The sequence below is a fragment of the Nitratireductor rhodophyticola genome, assembly GCF_019891355.1.
GTDB classification, from domain to species: domain Bacteria; phylum Pseudomonadota; class Alphaproteobacteria; order Rhizobiales; family Rhizobiaceae; genus Nitratireductor; species Nitratireductor rhodophyticola.
In genome coordinates this window covers 41,931-59,417 of record NZ_JAHSSF010000001.1, presented here as the reverse complement: position 1 = coordinate 59,417, position 17,487 = coordinate 41,931, and the positions used below count along the sequence as shown (strand labels likewise).

Below are 17,487 nucleotides of genomic sequence, written 5' to 3'. Positions count from 1 at the left end.
TGGCAGCGCGTGCCTTCTCCCTCGCCCTTCGACAAGCTCAGGATGAGGGAGAAGGCAGATTGACCGTTGTGGCTTCGAATAGGTGAGGCTGTAAGCGGGTTTCTGCATAGGGCGCGAAACGGGCTGGAAGATTGCTCAGCCTGTTTGAAAGCATTCGTAATCTTAGAGCCGCTCGCAACAAAGCTCATCCACCAACACAGCCCTCACCAACCCAGCCCTCATCCTGAGCCTGTCGAAGGGCGGGGGCGGCATGGAGGGTGCTGTGGCAAATCGATAAGAGCAGGCGCTCGCCCCTCATCCCCCTGCCGGGACCTTCTCCCCGCTTGCGGGGAGAAGGAGTGCGTCATTGACGGTTGCGCAGAAATGAAGCGCGCTGATCAGGCGGCGTCGAAATCGAGAACCAATTTCTTCGCCGTGGGGCGGGTCTGGCAGGCGAGCGTGAAACCGGCTTCCACTTCCCAGGGTTCCAGCGAAAAGTTCACCGCCATTTCCGACTGCCCCTCCACCACGCGGCAGCGGCAAGTGCAGCACATGCCGCCGGCGCAGGAATAAGGCAGTTCGATGCCGGCCTTGTGGGCGGCGTCAAGCACGGTGCCATCGGCATCCTGCATGGAAAAGCTGCGGCGCACGCCGTCAACCACGACCTCGATGGCAACGCCATTCTGAACTGCTTCGCGTGCGGCCTTCGACGCCTTGCGGGGCGCTGGCGCTTCGCCGGAGGGCGTAAAGCGCTCGAAACGGATGCGGTCGCGCTCGACACCCATGGTCTCAAGTGCGCCGGAAACCGCGTCGATCATCTCCCCGGGGCCGCACAGGAACACGCCATCCATGGCGGCGGGCTCGATGAGACCGCCGGAGACGAGCTCGCCAACGCGCCCGGCATCAATGCGGCCATTCAGGAGCTCCACATCCTGCGTTTCGCGCGACAGGAGATGGATCAGCGTGAAGCGGCCCATATAGCGGTCCTTGAGATCGTTCAGCTCCTCAAGGAACATGATCGTCTCGGTGGAGCGGTTGCCATAGACCAGCGTGATGGTGCTCTCGGGCTCGTGGGCGAGAACCGTGCGGGCGATGGAGAGCATCGGCGTGATGCCGGAGCCGGCGGCAAACAGAAGGTAGTCGTGGCGCTCGCCCTTCAGCGCGGTGAAGCGGCCCTGCGGCGGCATCACGCGGATCGTGTCACCAACCGACAGGACATCGTTGACGAAGGTGGAGAAGCGGCCATCGGCCACCTTCTTCACGCCGACGCGCAGATACGGATCGCCGGGCGCGGAGCAGATGGAATAGGACCGGCGCGCCTCCGTACCGTCGATATCGGTGGCGAGCGTCAGATACTGGCCGGGCGTGAAGGCAAAAGCCTCGGCCTGATCGGCCGGGATCTCAAAGGCGATCGCCACGGCTTCGGGGGTCTGGCGCTCGATGGAGGCCACTTTCAGATCGTGAAAACGCGGGGCCATGGTCACCTCGGTCTGGGGTCGGTCAGATACATTTGAAATAGTCGAAAGGCTCGTGGCAGCTCTGGCACCGGTAGAGCGCCTTGCAGGCCGTGGAGCCGAATTCGGAAATGCGCGCGGTCTCAAGCGAGCCGCAGCGTGGGCACGCCACCTCCGTCTCGCCAAACAGGGCGCGAATGGAATTGGAGGCTTTTACCGGTGGTGCGATGCCATAAGCGCGCAGCTTTTCCCGCCCCACTGCCGTGATCCAGTCCGTCGTCCAGGCGGGCGAGATCACGCGCTCGACACGCGGCTCGAATCCCGCCTCACGCAGCGCCGTCTCCACCGCCAGCTCGATGGCAAGCACCGCCGGGCAACCCGTATAGGTGGGCGTGACGCGGGCGACGGCGACATCCCCATCCATCTCGACGCCGCGCAGGATGCCGAGATCGGCAATGGTGACGGCGGGGATTTCCGGATCAACCACGGCGGCAGCGGCGCGATAGGCGCGCTCTTCCTTCTCCCCGCGCGCGGGGAGAAGGTGGCCCGAAGGGTCGGATGAGGGGCTTTGCACAGCATCCGAGAGGCAGGCTCGCCCCTCATCCCCTTGCCGGGACCCGCCGGGGCCGAGCCCCTGGTCTCGGCCCGTCCTTTGGACCCCCGCTCGCGGGGAGAAGGAGGCTGTCACGACCTTATCCGACCTCGCACTCACCACGTCATCCCCGGATAGGTGCGCTGCATGTATTGCAGCTCGGCGAGGAGGAAACCCAGCGCCTCGCCGTGACGACCCTGACGGCCACCGGTCTGGCCATAGGGCGTTTCCACCCATTCAAGGCCAGCCTCGGCAAAGACCGGGCCGACAATGGCGTCGAAGGCAGGCCGCAGGGTGGACGGGTCGGGCGCGATGCCGGCCTCGGCCACGGCGCGGGTGACATCGTCGCTCTCGAACAGCTCGTCCACATAGGGCGCTAGCGCCTCGACCGCCGCCTTCATGCGGCGGGTGCTTTCCTCGGTGCCATCGCCAAGGCGCACCACCCATTCGCCGGCATGGCGGATGTGATAGGCGACTTCCTTCTCGGCCTTGGCGGCAATGCCGGCCAGACGCTCGTCGGTCGACGTCATCATGGCCTGCCAGAGGGGCAGCATGAGGGCTGCGAAATAGAACTGGCGCAGCATGGTGTGTGCGAAATCGCCATTCTGGCGCTCGGCCATCAGGCAGTTCACATACTCACGCTCGCGGCGCACATAGGCGATCTGGTCCTCGTCGCGGCCCTTGCCCTCGACCTCGCCGGCATACTGGTAGAGCGAGCGCGCCTGGCCTATGAGATCGAGCGCCATGTTGGGCATGGCGAGATCTTCTTCCAGCATGGGCGCGTGGCCGCACCACTCCGAAAGCCGGTGGCCGAGAACCAAATGATCGTCGGCAAGCCGCAGCAGGAACGCTGTCAGCGTTTCGCCTGAGATGGAAGGAGCGATGGAAGGAGCGGCGGCCATCACATATGCCCCACTTCTTCCGGGATTTCGTAGAAGGTCGGGTGACGGTAGACCTTCGACATTGCCGGCTCGAAGTTCTCGTCCTTGTTTTCCGGGTCCGACGCAGTGATCGCAGACGACGGCACGACCCAGATGGAGGTGCCCTCGCCGCGGCGCGTGTAGACATCGCGCGCGGCCTGAAGCGCCATCACCTCATCGGCGGCGTGCACCGAACCGCAATGCTTGTGGGCCAGCCCGTTGCGCGGGCGGATGAAGACTTCCCAAAGGGGGATCTGATTCTTGCTCATAGCGTCTCTCCGCTCACTCCGCCGCCATCTTCGCCGCCTCGCGGCGGGCTTTCCGTTTTTCCGCATGCGCAAGGGCCGCCTCGCGCACCCATGCGCCATCCTCCCAGGCTTTCCGCCGGGCCTCGATGCGTTCGCGGTTCATGGGGCCATGCCCCTTCACCACGCGCCAGAATTCGTCCCAGTCGATGGCTCCGAAATCGTAACCGCCCTTCTCCTCGTTCCATTTCAGATCGGGATCGGGGAAGGTCAGGCCGATGAACTCGCCCTGCGGCACCGTCGCATCGACGAATTTCTGCCTGAGCTCGTCATTGGTGAAGCGCTTGATCTTCCATTTCATGGACTGGTCGCTGTGCTGGCTGTCGCCGTCCGAAGGACCGAACATCATGAGGGAGGGCCACCACCAGCGGTTCAGCGCATCCTGCGCCATTTCCTTCTGCTCGGGCGTGCCGCGCGCAAGCCGCATCATGATCTCGTACCCCTGACGCTGGTGAAAGCTCTCTTCCTTGCACACGCGGATCATGGCGCGCGCATAGGGGCCATAGGAACAGCGGCAGAGCGGGATCTGGTTCATGATGGCTGCGCCATCCACCAGCCAGCCAATCGCGCCGATGTCGGCCCAGGTCTGCGTCGGGTAGTTGAAGATGGAGGAATACTTCGCCTTGCCGCTGAGAAGCTCTTCGGTCATCTCCTCGCGCGAGACGCCCAGCGTCTCGGCAGCGGAATAGAGGTAAAGCCCGTGGCCGCCCTCATCCTGCACCTTGGCGAGCAGGGCCGCCTTGCGGCGCAGCGAAGGAGCGCGCGTGATCCAGTTGCCCTCCGGCAGCATGCCGACAATCTCGGAATGCGCGTGCTGGCCGATCTGGCGGACGAGCGTCTTGCGGTAGCCCTCCGGCATCGGGTCGTTGGGCTCGATTTTCTCTTCGGCGTCGATGCGCGCCTGGAACGCTGCGAGGAAGGCCTCGTCTTCGTTCGTATCGGTCTTAGCGCCGATAAGCCCTTGGCTATACATCGCTTGTCCTCCATGCTTGCGGCGGCTCAGGGCGGGGGAACATGCCCCACAGAAAACATGTAACAAAAAAGATTGAAAATTGCAATATTTTGTAACGCTTTTTGGCGACGGGAGGAACGATGAGCGAAACGGCGATCGAAAAGGACGCGCTGACGGCCGCGCGCGACACGCTTGCAACGGTTTTCGCACCGTGGATTGCAGCGCTTGAAATCGAGGCGCTCGCAGCGGACGAAACGGGCGTGAACTTCCGCCTGCCGGAAAACCGGGACCTTGCGCATGCGGGCGGCGTAATCTGCGGGCAGGCAACGGCTTCCGCCGCCGACACGTGCGCGGTGGCAGCGCTTTCCGCCGCCAATGGCCGCTTCCGCACCTGCACGACGGTGGACATGACCACGCATTTCATTCGCCCGCTGAAGCCCGACCCCGTGGCGATACGCGTCGAAGTTCTGTCGAATGGACGGCGCATGGCCTATGTGCGGGTGGAAATGCGCGCCGAAGGCGACACACGCCTCGCCTTCACGGCAACCGGCGCCTATGCTTATCTTGACGGCTAAACTTCCGCAAAGCCGCGTTTTATTTCGAGTGACAGATCAATCGTTATTAAAGTAGCCTGATCCGGCAATTCTTGCTGCAATTACGCTGTGGAGGAAAGTTATGATCAGATCACTTGAAGACTTCGATGAGTTTTGCGGGGACGACGAGAAGCTTGATTCATCGCACCTTTCGATCCTCAGCAATGAGGAAATCTCCTTTTTCCGCCATTGCCTGGATTTTGATAAAAACGGCTTTGTTTCAAAGATCTATTTCGGGGATCTTGCGAAAGCCGGGCTCAATGATTTTCAGATCGCCGAGGTGGCCGCACTTTTCGGCATCGACGAAAAGCGCTTCAAACGCACCTATCATGCTTTTGGCGACGCGCAGGGCAACTGCGTGCGCAGGCTCTACTGGTGGTGCCCTTACTGAAAGCCACGGGTGAACAGACGGAATGCGACAGCGGGCGGCTGAAGGCGCGCCCGCTATCTGCGTTCATAAACGCCTATTCCTTTTCCTTCCAGACCGCTTCCTGCCCGTAGAGCGGCACGGTGGAGATCGCCATCTTGGCCGAACCGTCCTGCACCTGGCGGGCGTGGGAAAGATAGATCAGTGTGTCATTCTTCTCGTCATAGATGCGCTTGACGACGACGGACTTCCAGATCAGCGACTGGCGCTGCTTGAACACCTCCTCGCCATCTTCGCCAAGGTCGATGTCACCAATGACGATGGGACCGGTCTGCCGGCAGGAGATGGAGGAGTTGGAAGGATCCTCGAACCAGTTGCCCTTTTGCAGCCGGTCGATCACGCCGCGGTCGAAATAGGTGACGTGACAGGTCACGCCCTCGACCTTGGGGTCGTGCACGGCCTCGATGACGATGTCGTTGCCGAGCCAGTCGACACCGATTTCGCCCACCTGCTCGGCGGATGCGGGAGCGGCGATGAAAACGAATGCGATGAGTGATGCGGCAAGTGCCGGGAGGGAAAAACGCATGGCCTGTCTCGAACGGTTCAAACTCGGATGCCCCCAATATGGGGACTGACCGGCGCGAATGGAATGCGTCCCGGGGCACGAAGCTTGCTAGGGCTGAGACTCAATCATAGCCAGAATGCTGTCGCTGTATTGCTGCTCTGACGGCGTGCGTGGTCGTGGCGCTGCCGTGACGAATTTGCCATAATGCTTCCTTCCATTCCAACGAAAGAAGAACAAGAGCAACCTGTGAATCACGGGCGTAGCGGGGTTCAACCCTTGCGCGCGCATGCCGTTGCGGCATCCAATGAAAACGGCGGTGGCTGATTCTCTCCCCAGAGCACCACCGCCGTTAACGCAACCAGCCGCAGGGGGCTTGGCTACGACGTACGCTCGTCACACTAAAATTCGAGGCGATTCCGTCAAGCTTCCTGTGACCTTATCCCACAGGAGACCCAGATGGGAACCTTTCGAGTAAACTGTCACAAACCAGACAATGACGATCCAGACCGCCGAATTCAGGGCCTTGGTGGCAAGGGCAGCACGCAATGGTATCGAACCATTGATCAACTGATCAGCCTGATAGAAGGCGGTGACAAATTCTGGACCGTGGATACGCAAGGTAATTCTGTTTGGATTGAAGTGCATGTCCGCAAAGGACGTAAGTACCTCAAGACTGAATCAGACGGCATTGAGCCTAACAATCTCTTGGCACTCCCGGTGTGTCCTTAGAGCCGTCAGGAGCGCGACGCTCCGTATCCCTCCCGGTCTTCGGATCGGGAGGGGTCTTCAATAGGCGGCGCAATACCTCGTCGCCCTTTTCCTGGTCTTTGTCTTTGGAGTCATCAGACATGACAGACGATCTTTCCGAGATTGACGACCGCATCAAATGGTGCCGCGACCGGACGTTAATTCTTGCCGCCGAAATCGACACCTTCACGACTTCGGGGGCCTACAAGATATCTCATGACGTGGACCCAGAAACAGGCAATGGCACATTCTACATCGCGCTTGAGAAGAAGCCACCGCGCAACTTCGCAATCGATGCCGGCGTCATCATCCACGAACTACGCGCGGCCCTTGACGGTCTCGCTTGCGTCCTTGCTGTGCGCAACGGCAAAGGGACCAAAAACGTCTACTTTCCCATATCCCGAAATCTCGCCATTTTCGAGTCGGACGGAATCAAAAAGAAACTCCGCAACCTTTCTCATGCCGACCGTGAGGTGGTCGCTAGCCTGAAACCCTACGCCGGGGGCAACGACATGCTTTTTGCGCTCCATAAAGCAGATCTGACCCGCAAGCATACACGTCTCATTCTCATGTCAGGCGGACTCAACTCCTTCGGCTTGGGGAACGCGACAATTGAACGCTTGGAGTTCCTTGGCGGCGGTCCTATCACCGAAAAGAAGAGAGCGTTTGCAGTCGCAAGCGCTAATACCCGCTTCCATGCTCAGATCGGCGTCGACCTGAATTTCTCCGAACCCGACACTGTTCGCGGACGACCAGTCGTTGCAACGCTGGAGGAGTTCGGGCGCCTTGTTCAGTCTATCGTTCAGCTGTTCCGCTGAAGCACCGGTCTGTCGCGAATCAGTATCCATCTCTTATCTTGGTACGTCACGTATATAATTAGGATAAAATTCCTATATTTTTCTTGATGCGATGCGGGGAACGATGCGCGTTCCGAAGACAATTCAGATGCTTGGTCAGATGCTTGGGAAAAGAAAAAAGATCAGGATTGCGGGTATGAGCGCGGGTTTATCCCCGGACGGGCCAGCCCTATCGCATCCTCATGACGAACCGTCTCGATAAGCGCCGTTCCTCAGGCCAGAAACAACCCCTCCAGAAACCGCGCGGCATCCTCGAAACGGCCCTCGCCACCGCGGTTTTCTCCCAACACCGCACGCACTTGCACATCGAAATCGGCATAATGCTGGGTGGTCGCCCAGATGGCGAAGATGAAGTGGTAGGGATCGCTCTTTTTCAGGCGTCCCGCGCGCATCCATTCGGCAATGACCGCGGCTTTCTCGTCCACCAGTTCCTTCAATTCGCCTTCAAGCAGCGGCAGGATACGCGGTGCGCCCTGCAGAATCTCATTGGCAAACAGCCGGCTCTCGCGTGGGAAATCACGCGCCATCTCGATCTTGCGGCGAATATAGGAGCGGATTTCGGTGTGCGGATCGCCTGTCGCATCCATCTCCCGCAGGGGGGCGAGCCATGTCTCCATGAGACGGTGAATCAAAGTCGCAAAAATCTCCTCCTTGTTCTTGAAATAATAGAGGAGATTGGGCTTCGACATGCCCGCCGCATCGGCAATCTGGTCAATGGTCGAGCCGCGAAACCCGTGCTGGGAAAAAACCTCCAGCGCGGCTTCGCCGATCAGTTCGCGCTTTTCGCGCTGGATGCGGGTGCGCTTTGGACGGGCGGCGGGCTTGTCCATCAGGCGGCCTCGCCCGCATGGCGGACATCACCAGCCCATGGCGAAAGGCCACGCTGGTCCAGCCGATTAGTCCACTGTGGAATGCGCCAGCGCAAGGACATTTCCCCTACTATCCCCTTGACCGCCAACATGGCGGTGTTAACGTTTGTCCAAACGGTCAAAAATTGCGTAGCATATCTTCGCGCAAAGCACCAAGCATTGACCGGGACAAGCCGAGCGAAACAACAATCAGGGGAAGCTTGGTCATGCTCGACAGGCTCAACAAGAGGCCGAACGATCTGTCTGCGTTCTGGATGCCGTTCACCGCGAACCGGCAATTCAAGGAAACGCCGCGTATGCTGGTCGCCGCCAAGGACATGCACTTCACGGCCGAGGACGGCCGCAAGATCATGGACGGCACGGCAGGCTTATGGTGTGTGAACGCCGGCCACTGCCGGCCGAAGATCACCAAGGCCATTCAGCAGCAGGCGGCGCAGCTCGACTATGCGCCCGCCTTTCAGATGGGCCATCCTATAGCGTTCGAATTCGCCAACCGGCTGGCGGCGATCGCGCCGGAGGGGATGGACCACGTCTTCTTCACCAATTCCGGCTCCGAGAGCGTCGATACGGCGCTGAAGATCGCGCTCGCCTATCACCGCGCCAAGGGCGACGGCTCCCGCTTCCGCCTGATCGGTCGCGAACGTGGCTATCATGGCGTCAATTTCGGCGGCATCTCGGTGGGCGGCATCGTTGCCAACCGCAAGATGTTCGGCACGCTTCTGACAGGCGTCGACCACATGCCGCACACGCATCTGCCCGGCAAGAACGCGTTCACGCGCGGCGAGCCCGAGCATGGCGGGGATCTCGCCGACGAGCTGGAGCGCATCGTCACACTGCACGACGCCTCGACGGTGGCAGCGGTGATCGTCGAGCCGGTGGCCGGCTCCACGGGTGTCCTGATCCCGCCGAAGGGCTATCTGAAGCGTCTGCGCGAGATCTGCGACAAGCACGGCATTCTCTTGATCTTCGATGAGGTCATCACCGGTTTCGGCCGTCTCGGCACGCCGTTTGCGGCGGATTATTTCGGCGTGGTGCCGGACATCATGACCACCGCCAAGGGCGTGACCAACGGCGTCATCCCCATGGGTGCGGTTTTCGTGAAGAAGGAAATCCACGACGCTTTCATGAACGGGCCCGAACACCTGATCGAGTTCTTCCACGGCTACACCTATTCGGGCAATCCGATTGCCTGTGCGGCGGGCCTGGCGACGCTCGACACCTATCAGGAAGAGGGGCTGCTCACGCGCGCCTCGGAGCTTGCCGACCACTGGGCCGATGCGCTGCATTCGCTCAAGGGGGAGCCGCATGTGATCGACATTCGCAATATCGGCCTTGTCGGCGCGGTGGAGCTGGAGAGCATTCCCGGCGAACCGACCAAGCGCGCCTTCTCAGCCTTCCTCAAGGCCTATGAGCGCGGGTTCCTGATCCGCACCACGGGCGACATCATCGCGCTTTCGCCGCCGCTGATCATCTCCCGCGGCCAGATCGACGAGCTGATCGACAATCTGCGCGACGTTTTGAGGATGATTGACTGACATGGCGACGGAACGCGAAAAGGCCACCCATGAGGTGCTGATCGAGGACGAGCGCGTGCGCGTGACCCGCTGGGATTTCGCGCCGGGCGCGGAAACCGGCTGGCACCGCCATGGCATGGACTATGTGATCACCACGCTCACGCCCTGCGCCTTCCATCTGGAAATGCCGGGTGGCGAAACCGTGCACAACAACCTTGAAGCGGGCGTTTCCTACCGCCGCGACGAGGGCGTGGAGCACAATGTCATCAATGGCGGCGACAAACCGATGTCGTTCGTCGAAGTCGAATTGAAGTAAGGGACAACGCAACATGGCCGCACCGGGCGAGAACTTAAAGATCAACGCCGACCGCCTCTGGGATTCACTCATGGAGATGGCGAAGATCGGGCCCGGTGTGGCCGGCGGCAACAACCGCCAGACACTGACCGACGAAGACAGCGAAGGCCGAAAGCTCTTTCAGAAATGGTGCGAGGAAGCCGGGCTCGAAATGAGCGTGGACGAAATGGGCAGCATGTTTGCGACACGCGCAGGCACCGACCCGGACGCCCTGCCCGTCTATGTGGGCTCCCACCTCGACACCCAACCCACGGGCGGCAAGTATGACGGTGTGCTCGGCGTTTTGGGCGGGCTCGAAATCATCCGCTCGATGAACGATCTCGGTATCAAGACCAAGCACCCCATCGTGGTGACCAACTGGACCAATGAGGAAGGCACGCGCTTTGCCCCGGCCATGCTGGCGTCGGGCGTGTTTGCGGGCGTCCATGAGCGCGACTGGGCCTATGACCGCACGGACGCGGAAGGCAAGCGCTTCGGCGACGAGCTGGAGCGCATCGGCTGGAAGGGCGACGAGCCCGTTGGCCAGCGCAAGATGAAGGCCTTTTTCGAACTGCACATCGAGCAGGGGCCGATCCTTGAGGACGAGCTCGTCGATATCGGCGTCGTCACCCATGGGCAGGGCCTGTGGTGGCTGCAGGTGACGCTGACCGGCAAGGAGAGCCACACCGGCTCGACGCCGATGCCCAAGCGCCGCAATGCCGGGCTCGGCATGGCGCGGGTGACGGAGCTGGTGCATGAAGTGGCGATGGACCACCAGCCAAACGCCGTGGGCGCCATCGGCCATGTGGAGGTCTACCCCAATTCCCGCAACGTCATTCCGGGCAAGACGGTGTTCACCGTCGACATCCGCTCGCCTGACGAGAAGACGCTGAACAAAATGCGCGCGAAGATCGAGGCGGGCATCGAGACGATCTGCGACGCGCTCGACATCAAATTCGAGATCGAGCCGGTCGGCCATTTCGCCCCAGTCACCTTCGACGAAGGCTGCGTGAAGGCGATCCGCGACGCCGCCGAACGGCTTGGCTATTCGCATCGCGACATCGTTTCGGGCGCCGGACACGACGCCTGCTGGATCAATCAGGTGGCGCCGACCGCCATGGTGATGTGCCCCTGCGTCGACGGGCTTTCGCACAATGAGGCGGAAGAGATCACGAAGGAGTGGGCGCAAGCGGGTGCGGACGTTCTTTTCCATGCCGTGGTGGAAACGGCGGAGATCGTCGAATGATCTGACGATCCCCCAAATCCGCCGAGGACAACACAATAAGAGGGGAAACTCATGTCCAAGGTCATCAGAAACGGAACCATCGTCACGGCTGACCGGACGTGGAAGGCCGACATTCTCGTACAGCACGACAAGATCGTGGCGATCGGCCACGATCTTCATGGCGATCACGAGATCGACGCCACCGGCTGCTATGTGATGCCGGGCGGGATCGACCCGCACACCCATCTGGAAATGCCCTTCATGGGCACCTATTCGAGCGACGATTTCGAAAGCGGCACCCGCGCTGCCGTCTCGGGCGGCACGACGATGGTGGTGGATTTCTGCCTGCCCTCGCCCGGCCAGTCCCTGCTGGAAGCCATCCAGATGTGGGACAACAAGTCGACCCGGGCGACCTGCGACTATTCCTTTCACATGGCCATCACCTGGTGGGGCGAGCAGGTGTTCAACGAGATGCCTGAGGTGGTGGAAAAGGGCATCACCTCCTTCAAGCACTTCATGGCCTACAAGGGCGCGCTGATGGTGGACGATGACGAGATGTATTCGTCGTTCCAGCGCTGTGCGGAACTGGGCGCCCTGCCCCTCGTCCATGCCGAAAACGGCGATGTGGTCGCACAGCTTCAGGCAAAGCTTCTGGAGGAAGGCAACAATGGGCCGGAGGCGCACGCCTATTCGCGCCCGCCCGAGGTGGAGGGCGAGGCCACCAACCGCGCCATCATGATCGCCGACATGGCGGGCACGCCGCTCTATGTGGTGCACACATCGTGCGAGCAGAGCCACGAGGCGATCCGCCGGGCGCGGCAGAAGGGCATGCGCGTTTACGGTGAACCGCTGATCCAGCACCTGGTGCTGGACGAAAGCGAATATGCCAGTGCCGACTGGGACCATGCCGCGCGCCGCGTGATGAGCCCGCCCTTCCGCAACAAGCAGCACCAGGATTCGCTCTGGGCGGGCTTGCAGGCCGGCTCGTTGCAGGTGGTGGCGACCGACCATTGCGCCTTCACGACGGAGCAGAAGCGCTACGGCGTGGGCGATTTTACCAAGATCCCCAATGGAACCGGCGGGCTCGAGGACCGCATGCCCGTTCTGTGGAGCTACGGGGTCAACACTGGCCGGCTGACCATGAATGAATTCGTCGCCGTGACTTCCACCAATATTGCAAAAATCCTGAACATGTATCCGCAAAAGGGTGCGATCGTTGAGGGCGCGGATGCGGACATTGTGATCTGGGACCCGGCAGCCACGAAGACGATCTCGGCCAAAAGCCAGCAATCGGCCATCGATTACAATGTGTTCGAGGGTATTGAGGTGAAGGGCCTGCCCAAGACCGTTCTGTCGCGCGGCGAGATCGTGGTCGAGGATGGCGTGGTGAAGCCCAAGCCCGGCCACGGGAAATTCGTGGCGCGCGAGCCGCACATGGCGGTGAACCGGGCGCTTTCGCAATGGAAGGAAGTGACCGCGCCGCGCAAGGTGGAGCGGACGGGCATTCCGGCGAGCGGCGTATAAGGAGACACATCCATTGAACGCCAACCCAGCCATTCGCCAGGAAGCGTCCTCCCCTCAAACCAGCCAGCCCGTGGTGCAAGCGAAGGGTCTGGGCCTCACCTTCGAGACCAATGACGGGCCGGTGCGCGCGCTCGCCGATGTGGACCTGACCATCAACAAGGGCGAGTTCGTCTCCTTCATCGGTCCATCAGGCTGCGGCAAGACCACGTTTCTGCGTGTGATCGCCGATCTGGAGCAGCCAACCGCCGGCGAAATCCTCGTCAACGGGATGACGCCGGAAGAGGCGCGCCGCAAGCGGGCCTATGGCTATGTGTTTCAGGCAGCCGGGCTCTTTCCCTGGCGCACCATCGAGCAGAATGTCGCCCTGCCGCTGGAGATCATGGGCTATTCGAAGGCCGAGCAGAAGGAGCGCGTGCACCGCACGCTCGATCTGGTGAACCTGGCGGGTTTTGAGAAGAAGTTTCCCTGGCAGCTTTCCGGCGGCATGCAGCAACGCGCCTCGATTGCCCGCGCGCTCGCCTTCGACGCCGATCTTCTCCTCATGGACGAGCCGTTCGGCGCGCTCGACGAAATCGTGCGCGACCATCTGAACGAACAGTTGCTCGACCTGTGGGCCCGCACCGGCAAGACCATCGGCTTCGTAACCCATTCGATACCGGAGGCGGTTTATCTTTCGACGCGCATCATCGTCATGTCGCCACGGCCCGGCCGCGTGACGGACGTGATCGATTCCCCGTTGCCAAAGGAACGACCGCTCGACATCCGCGAAACGCCGGAGTTTCTGGAGATCGCGCACCGGGTGCGCGAGGGCCTTAGAGCGGGGCATGGTGATGATTGAGCCAATGATTACCGTTTGCGCGGCCCCTCATCCGCCTGCCGGCACCTTCTCCCCGCGCACGGGGAGAAGGAAGAAGCGGCGACGTCTATGCCCCCTTCTCCCCGTACGCGGGGAGAAGGTAAGGATGAGGGGCAAGTGCCCCGCCCCAAAGGTGACACCATGACGGCGGCGACGGACACAGCCCCCATCAGCTCAACCACGCCGCTCCTCCGCCGCGCGGTGGAAGGTAAAGCCCTACCGATCCTGATCGTGCTTGGCGTCATTCTCCTGATCTGGTATGCCTTCACCGTCTATCTGAACGCGCCTTGGCAGATCGACGCCTATGAGCGGGCGGGAACGGAATGGACAGCCGCCGATCTTGTGCGAGATACGATGGCGCAGGAGCGGCCCGTGCTGCCATCGCCGCATCAGGTGATGGCGGAAATCTGGAAAACCACGGTCGGCACGCGGCTCACATCCAAGCGCAACCTGTTCTATCACGCATGGATCACCCTCTCCTCTACCCTGCTCGGCTTCGTGATCGGCACCGCGCTCGGCGTGCTGCTTGCCGTCGGCATCGTACACAATAGGGCGATGGACAAATCGGTCATGCCCTGGGTGATCGCCAGCCAGACAATCCCGATCCTGGCGGTCGCGCCGATGATCATCGTGGTGCTGAACGCCATCGGCCTCTCGGGCCTTCTGCCAAAAGCGCTGATCTCCACCTATCTGTCCTTCTTTCCCGTGGTGGTGGGCATGGTGAAGGGCTTCCGCAGCCCTGAAGCCTTCCAGCTCGACCTGATGCGGACCTACAATGCCAGCGGCACACAGACGTTCTGGAAACTGCGCTGGCCGGCCGCCCTTCCCTATCTCTTCACCTCCATGAAGGTGGCGGTGGCGATCAGCCTTGTCGGCGCGATTGTCGGCGAACTGCCGACAGGGGCGGTTTCGGGTCTCGGCGCGCGGCTTCTGGCCGGCTCCTATTACGGCCAGACGGTGCAGATCTGGTCGGCCCTCTTCATGGCAGCCGCACTCGCCGCAATTCTGGTGGGCGTGGTTGGCATCGGCCAGCGCATGGTGATGGCGCGGATGGGAGAAAAACCATGAACTGGGCGCTGACGGGAGCTCTCCTTTTCTGGGCGGCAGCCTGGGCGCTCAATGAGTGGCTCGCCCGGCTGAACCCGCGCTCGGCATCCGCCAAACGTGCGCTCGGTCTCCTGATCCCGGCCATTTTCGGCATCACGCTTCTCGTCGTCTGGGAAGGGCTGGTGCACGGTTTCAACATATCGCCCGTGCTTCTGACGCCGCCAAGCGCCATCTGGGCCCGTATCACATCGTCCCTGCCGACACTCTGGGCGGATTTCCAGCAGACCTTCCTGAAAGCAGTGCTGATCGGTTATGCCATCGGCTGCGGCGCGGGCTTCCTGACGGCCATCGCCATCGATCGCTCGCCCTTCCTGCAGCGCGGTCTCCTGCCGCTCGGCAATTTCGTCTCCGCCCTTCCGATCATCGGCGTCGCACCCATCATGGTCATGTGGTTCGGCTTCGACTGGCCATCCAAGGCCGCCGTCGTCATCATCATGACCTTCTTCCCCATGCTGGTGAACACGGTTCAGGGGCTTTCAGCCTCCTCCGCCATCGACCGCGACCTGATGCGCACCTATGCATCGTCCTACTGGCAGGCACTGTTCAAGCTGCGCCTGCCAGCGGCAGCCCCGTTCATTTTCAATGCGTTGAAGATCAACTCCACTCTGGCGCTGATCGGAGCCATTGTTGCCGAATTCTTCGGCACCCCCATTGTGGGCATGGGGTTCCGCATTTCCACCGAAGTGGGACGCATGAACATCGACATGGTGTGGGCCGAGATTGCGATGGCTGCGCTTGCAGGCTCACTCTTTTATGGTGCGGTGGCGCTTCTGGAGCGCGCCGTCACCTTCTGGCATCCATCCATGAGGAGTGGATAACCGGCCGCGTGGAGAACGGCGGCCCAATCAAAGAGGGAAGCGAAAATGAAACACGCAGTGACAGGCCTATTATCCGGCGCGCTGATGCTCACCGCCTCGCAGGCGATCGCCGCCGACGATGTGACCCTGCAGCTCAAATGGGTGACGCAGGCGCAGTTCGCCGGGTACTACGTCGCCAAAGACAAGGGCTTTTACGAAGAAGAAGACCTGAACGTCGAGATTAAACCAGGTGGACCTGATACGGCACCTGTTCAGGTTCTGGTCGGCGGTGGTGCCGATGTCATGGTGGACTGGCTCCCGTCGGCCCTTGCCGCACGGGAAAAGGGCGCGCCGGTGGTCAACATCGCCCAGCCCTTTGCCCGCTCGGGCCTCACCATGGTCTGCCGCAAAGAGACCGGTATAGAGAAGCCCGAGGACTTCAAGGGCAAGACACTGGGCACCTGGTTCTTCGGCAATGAATACCCGCTTTACAACTGGCTTTCTAAGCTTGGCCTGCCGCGCGACGGGTCCGAAAACGGAGTGACCATCCAGAAGATCGGTTTCAATGTCGACCCGCTCCTGCAAAAGCAGGCCGACTGCATCACCGCCATGACCTACAATGAATACTGGCAGGTCATCGACGCCGGTTTGAGTGAAGACGACATCGTGGTGTTCAACTACACCGACGAAGGCGTGGCGACGCTGGAAGACGGGCTCTACGTGCTGGAAGACAGGCTTCAGGACCCTGAGTTTGTAGACACGATGGCGCGCTTCGTGAAAGCCTCCATGAAGGGCTGGATGTGGGCCAAGGACAACCCGGAAGACGCGGCAATGATTGTGCTCGACAATGACGCGACCGGTGCGCAGACCGAAAAGCACCAGACGCGCATGATGGGCGAAATCGCCAAGCTTCTGGGTGAGAATGCCACGCTCGACGAGGCGGCCTACAAGCAAACCGTCGATACACTGCTGCAGGGCGGGTCCGATCCGGTGATCACGAAGGAGCCGGAAGGAGCCTTCACCCATGAGGTTTCCAAGAAAGCGATGTGACGATCGGCGTCAGGCTGCAAGCCGGCGCCGTTCCGTTTCACGATAGGCACCCGGCGTGGTGCCGGTCTGCCGGCGGAAGAAGCGGTTGAAATAGGCCGGATCCTGAAACCCCAGGGAGTAGGCTATGGCCTGAACCGGGGTTGGGGTGAAGATAAGATCACGGCGCGCCGCATCGATGAGGCGGCGTGCCAGCAACTGCGTGACGCTGGCGCCAGCCTCCTGTCGGGCAATGCGATTGAGCTGTGCCACGGACACACCCACTTTCTCGGCATAGAAGCCAACGGGACGATGCTCGCGAAAATGCGCTGCGACCAGCGTTTCCAGCATCTGCAGGCGTCGGCTGTCGCGCGTGGGGACACCTCCGTCATCCGGCAGGGTCGCGCGCGCGCCGGCACGCGCCAGCCAGACCAGCACTTCCGTGACATGCGCATCGAGCATCAGATCGCGGCCGACACTGCCCTCCATGCTCTCTGCCAGAATGCGCCGAAACAGGTGATCGATATGCTTTCCCTCTCCTGCGTCAACACCATCGACAGGCACGATACGGGTCTGCGAAAAGAAAGCTGAAAGCGCCCGGTCAGTCGCAACCGGAAGCGAAAGGCGATCGGCAAGAACCGTCGCGACAATCCCTTCGGAATTCGGCGCGAAGTGAAACCCATGCGCGGTGCCGGGCGGAATAAACACCGCGCAGGGAGCCGAAAGCGCCCGGGTCTCTGGCCCTTCATTCAAGAGCTCTCCTTCGCCCTCCGTCAGCCAGAAGGTCTGGAAAAGCGAAGAATGGCGGTGGACCTCGATTCTCCAATTGTGCAGGCCGCTACGAACGGAAAGCGTTTCGCAGTGAAACCAGAAGTCCGACGATTCCTCTGATTTTTCTTCATAA

At 61.3% G+C, this 17,487-nt stretch carries 20 protein-coding genes; 12 read left to right on the top strand and 8 right to left on the bottom strand.

Annotated elements, in window-relative coordinates; translation table 11 throughout:
* Positions 1-377 precede the first annotated feature (377 nt).
* The 5 genes from paaE to paaA all read right to left on the bottom strand — a co-directional run bounded on the left by paaE (position 378) and on the right by paaA (position 4,223).
* The gene (gene paaE / locus KUG85_RS00270) at positions 378-1,457 is read right to left on the bottom strand and encodes a 1,2-phenylacetyl-CoA epoxidase subunit PaaE (RefSeq protein ID WP_223003761.1); all 1,080 of its coding nucleotides are present in this window, start codon (positions 1,455-1,457) and stop codon (positions 378-380) included.
* Positions 1,458-1,479: 22 nt separating this feature from the next.
* On the bottom strand, positions 1,480-2,007 hold the full coding sequence (gene paaD / locus KUG85_RS00265) for a 1,2-phenylacetyl-CoA epoxidase subunit PaaD (protein ID WP_223003760.1): 528 nt from the start codon (positions 2,005-2,007) through the stop codon (positions 1,480-1,482).
* Positions 2,008-2,141: 134 nt separating this feature from the next.
* A complete protein-coding gene (gene paaC / locus KUG85_RS00260; RefSeq protein WP_223003759.1) occupies positions 2,142-2,927 on the bottom strand; it encodes a 1,2-phenylacetyl-CoA epoxidase subunit PaaC in 786 nt (261 codons plus the stop codon).
* The gene (gene paaB / locus KUG85_RS00255; RefSeq protein ID WP_065814923.1) at positions 2,927-3,214 is read right to left on the bottom strand and encodes a 1,2-phenylacetyl-CoA epoxidase subunit PaaB; all 288 of its coding nucleotides are present in this window, start codon (positions 3,212-3,214) and stop codon (positions 2,927-2,929) included. The genes paaC and paaB overlap by 1 nt, the downstream gene beginning before the upstream one ends.
* A 13-nt stretch (positions 3,215-3,227) precedes the next feature.
* Positions 3,228-4,223, bottom strand: coding sequence for a 1,2-phenylacetyl-CoA epoxidase subunit PaaA (paaA, locus tag KUG85_RS00250; protein ID WP_065814922.1), 996 nt, complete (start codon positions 4,221-4,223; stop codon positions 3,228-3,230).
* Positions 4,224-4,342: 119 nt separating this feature from the next.
* On the opposite strand from paaA, the gene KUG85_RS00245 reads away from it, so the two are divergent.
* Positions 4,343-4,777, top strand: coding sequence for a PaaI family thioesterase (locus KUG85_RS00245; protein ID WP_223003758.1), 435 nt, complete (start codon positions 4,343-4,345; stop codon positions 4,775-4,777).
* A 100-nt stretch (positions 4,778-4,877) separates the two neighbouring features.
* A complete protein-coding gene (locus KUG85_RS00240) occupies positions 4,878-5,186 on the top strand; it encodes a hypothetical protein (RefSeq protein ID WP_065814920.1) in 309 nt (102 codons plus the stop codon).
* A 73-nt stretch (positions 5,187-5,259) separates the two neighbouring features.
* On the opposite strand, the gene KUG85_RS00235 is transcribed toward KUG85_RS00240, so the two are convergent.
* Entirely contained in the window at positions 5,260-5,748 is a 489-nt protein-coding gene (locus KUG85_RS00235; RefSeq protein WP_223003757.1) for a CreA family protein, read from the bottom strand.
* A 435-nt stretch (positions 5,749-6,183) separates the two neighbouring features.
* Between KUG85_RS00235 and KUG85_RS00230 the strand changes: the two genes are divergently transcribed.
* Positions 6,184-6,456: a DUF3892 domain-containing protein gene (locus KUG85_RS00230; protein ID WP_223003756.1), complete on the top strand. Its 273-nt coding sequence runs from the start codon at positions 6,184-6,186 to the stop codon at positions 6,454-6,456.
* A 119-nt stretch (positions 6,457-6,575) separates the two neighbouring features.
* The gene (locus KUG85_RS00225; protein WP_223003755.1) at positions 6,576-7,292 is read left to right on the top strand and encodes a hypothetical protein; all 717 of its coding nucleotides are present in this window, start codon (positions 6,576-6,578) and stop codon (positions 7,290-7,292) included.
* 251 nt (positions 7,293-7,543) lie between these two features.
* Here the strand turns inward: KUG85_RS00225 and KUG85_RS00220 are convergent, their stop codons facing one another.
* Positions 7,544-8,161: a TetR family transcriptional regulator C-terminal domain-containing protein gene (locus KUG85_RS00220; protein WP_223003754.1), complete on the bottom strand. Its 618-nt coding sequence runs from the start codon at positions 8,159-8,161 to the stop codon at positions 7,544-7,546.
* Positions 8,162-8,406: 245 nt separating this feature from the next.
* On the opposite strand from KUG85_RS00220, the gene KUG85_RS00215 reads away from it, so the two are divergent.
* The 8 genes from KUG85_RS00215 (at position 8,407) to KUG85_RS00180 (ending at position 16,607) form a co-directional block, all read left to right on the top strand.
* Entirely contained in the window at positions 8,407-9,735 is a 1,329-nt protein-coding gene (locus tag KUG85_RS00215) for an aspartate aminotransferase family protein (RefSeq protein WP_223003753.1), read from the top strand.
* A 1-nt stretch (position 9,736) separates the two neighbouring features.
* Complete coding sequence (locus KUG85_RS00210) at positions 9,737-10,030, top strand: cupin domain-containing protein (RefSeq protein WP_090327048.1); 294 nt, start codon at positions 9,737-9,739, stop codon at positions 10,028-10,030.
* A gap of 13 nt (positions 10,031-10,043) precedes the next feature.
* Positions 10,044-11,294 carry a Zn-dependent hydrolase gene (locus KUG85_RS00205; protein WP_223003752.1) on the top strand — a complete coding sequence of 417 codons (1,251 nt, stop codon included), beginning with the start codon at positions 10,044-10,046 and terminating at the stop codon, positions 11,292-11,294.
* 51 nt (positions 11,295-11,345) lie between these two features.
* The gene (hydA, locus tag KUG85_RS00200) at positions 11,346-12,797 is read left to right on the top strand and encodes a dihydropyrimidinase (RefSeq protein ID WP_223003751.1); all 1,452 of its coding nucleotides are present in this window, start codon (positions 11,346-11,348) and stop codon (positions 12,795-12,797) included.
* A 13-nt stretch (positions 12,798-12,810) separates the two neighbouring features.
* Entirely contained in the window at positions 12,811-13,635 is an 825-nt protein-coding gene (locus KUG85_RS00195) for an ABC transporter ATP-binding protein (protein WP_407673618.1), read from the top strand.
* Positions 13,636-13,794: 159 nt separating this feature from the next.
* Positions 13,795-14,721, top strand: coding sequence for an ABC transporter permease (locus KUG85_RS00190; protein ID WP_065814912.1), 927 nt, complete (start codon positions 13,795-13,797; stop codon positions 14,719-14,721).
* The gene (locus KUG85_RS00185) at positions 14,718-15,578 is read left to right on the top strand and encodes an ABC transporter permease (RefSeq protein WP_223003750.1); all 861 of its coding nucleotides are present in this window, start codon (positions 14,718-14,720) and stop codon (positions 15,576-15,578) included. The genes KUG85_RS00190 and KUG85_RS00185 overlap by 4 nt, the downstream gene beginning before the upstream one ends.
* A 45-nt stretch (positions 15,579-15,623) precedes the next feature.
* Positions 15,624-16,607, top strand: coding sequence for an ABC transporter substrate-binding protein (locus KUG85_RS00180; RefSeq protein ID WP_088941483.1), 984 nt, complete (start codon positions 15,624-15,626; stop codon positions 16,605-16,607).
* A 9-nt stretch (positions 16,608-16,616) separates the two neighbouring features.
* Here the strand turns inward: KUG85_RS00180 and KUG85_RS00175 are convergent, their stop codons facing one another.
* The gene (locus KUG85_RS00175; protein ID WP_245291721.1) at positions 16,617-17,336 is read right to left on the bottom strand and encodes a helix-turn-helix domain-containing protein; all 720 of its coding nucleotides are present in this window, start codon (positions 17,334-17,336) and stop codon (positions 16,617-16,619) included.
* Positions 17,337-17,487: the final 151 nt, after the last annotated feature.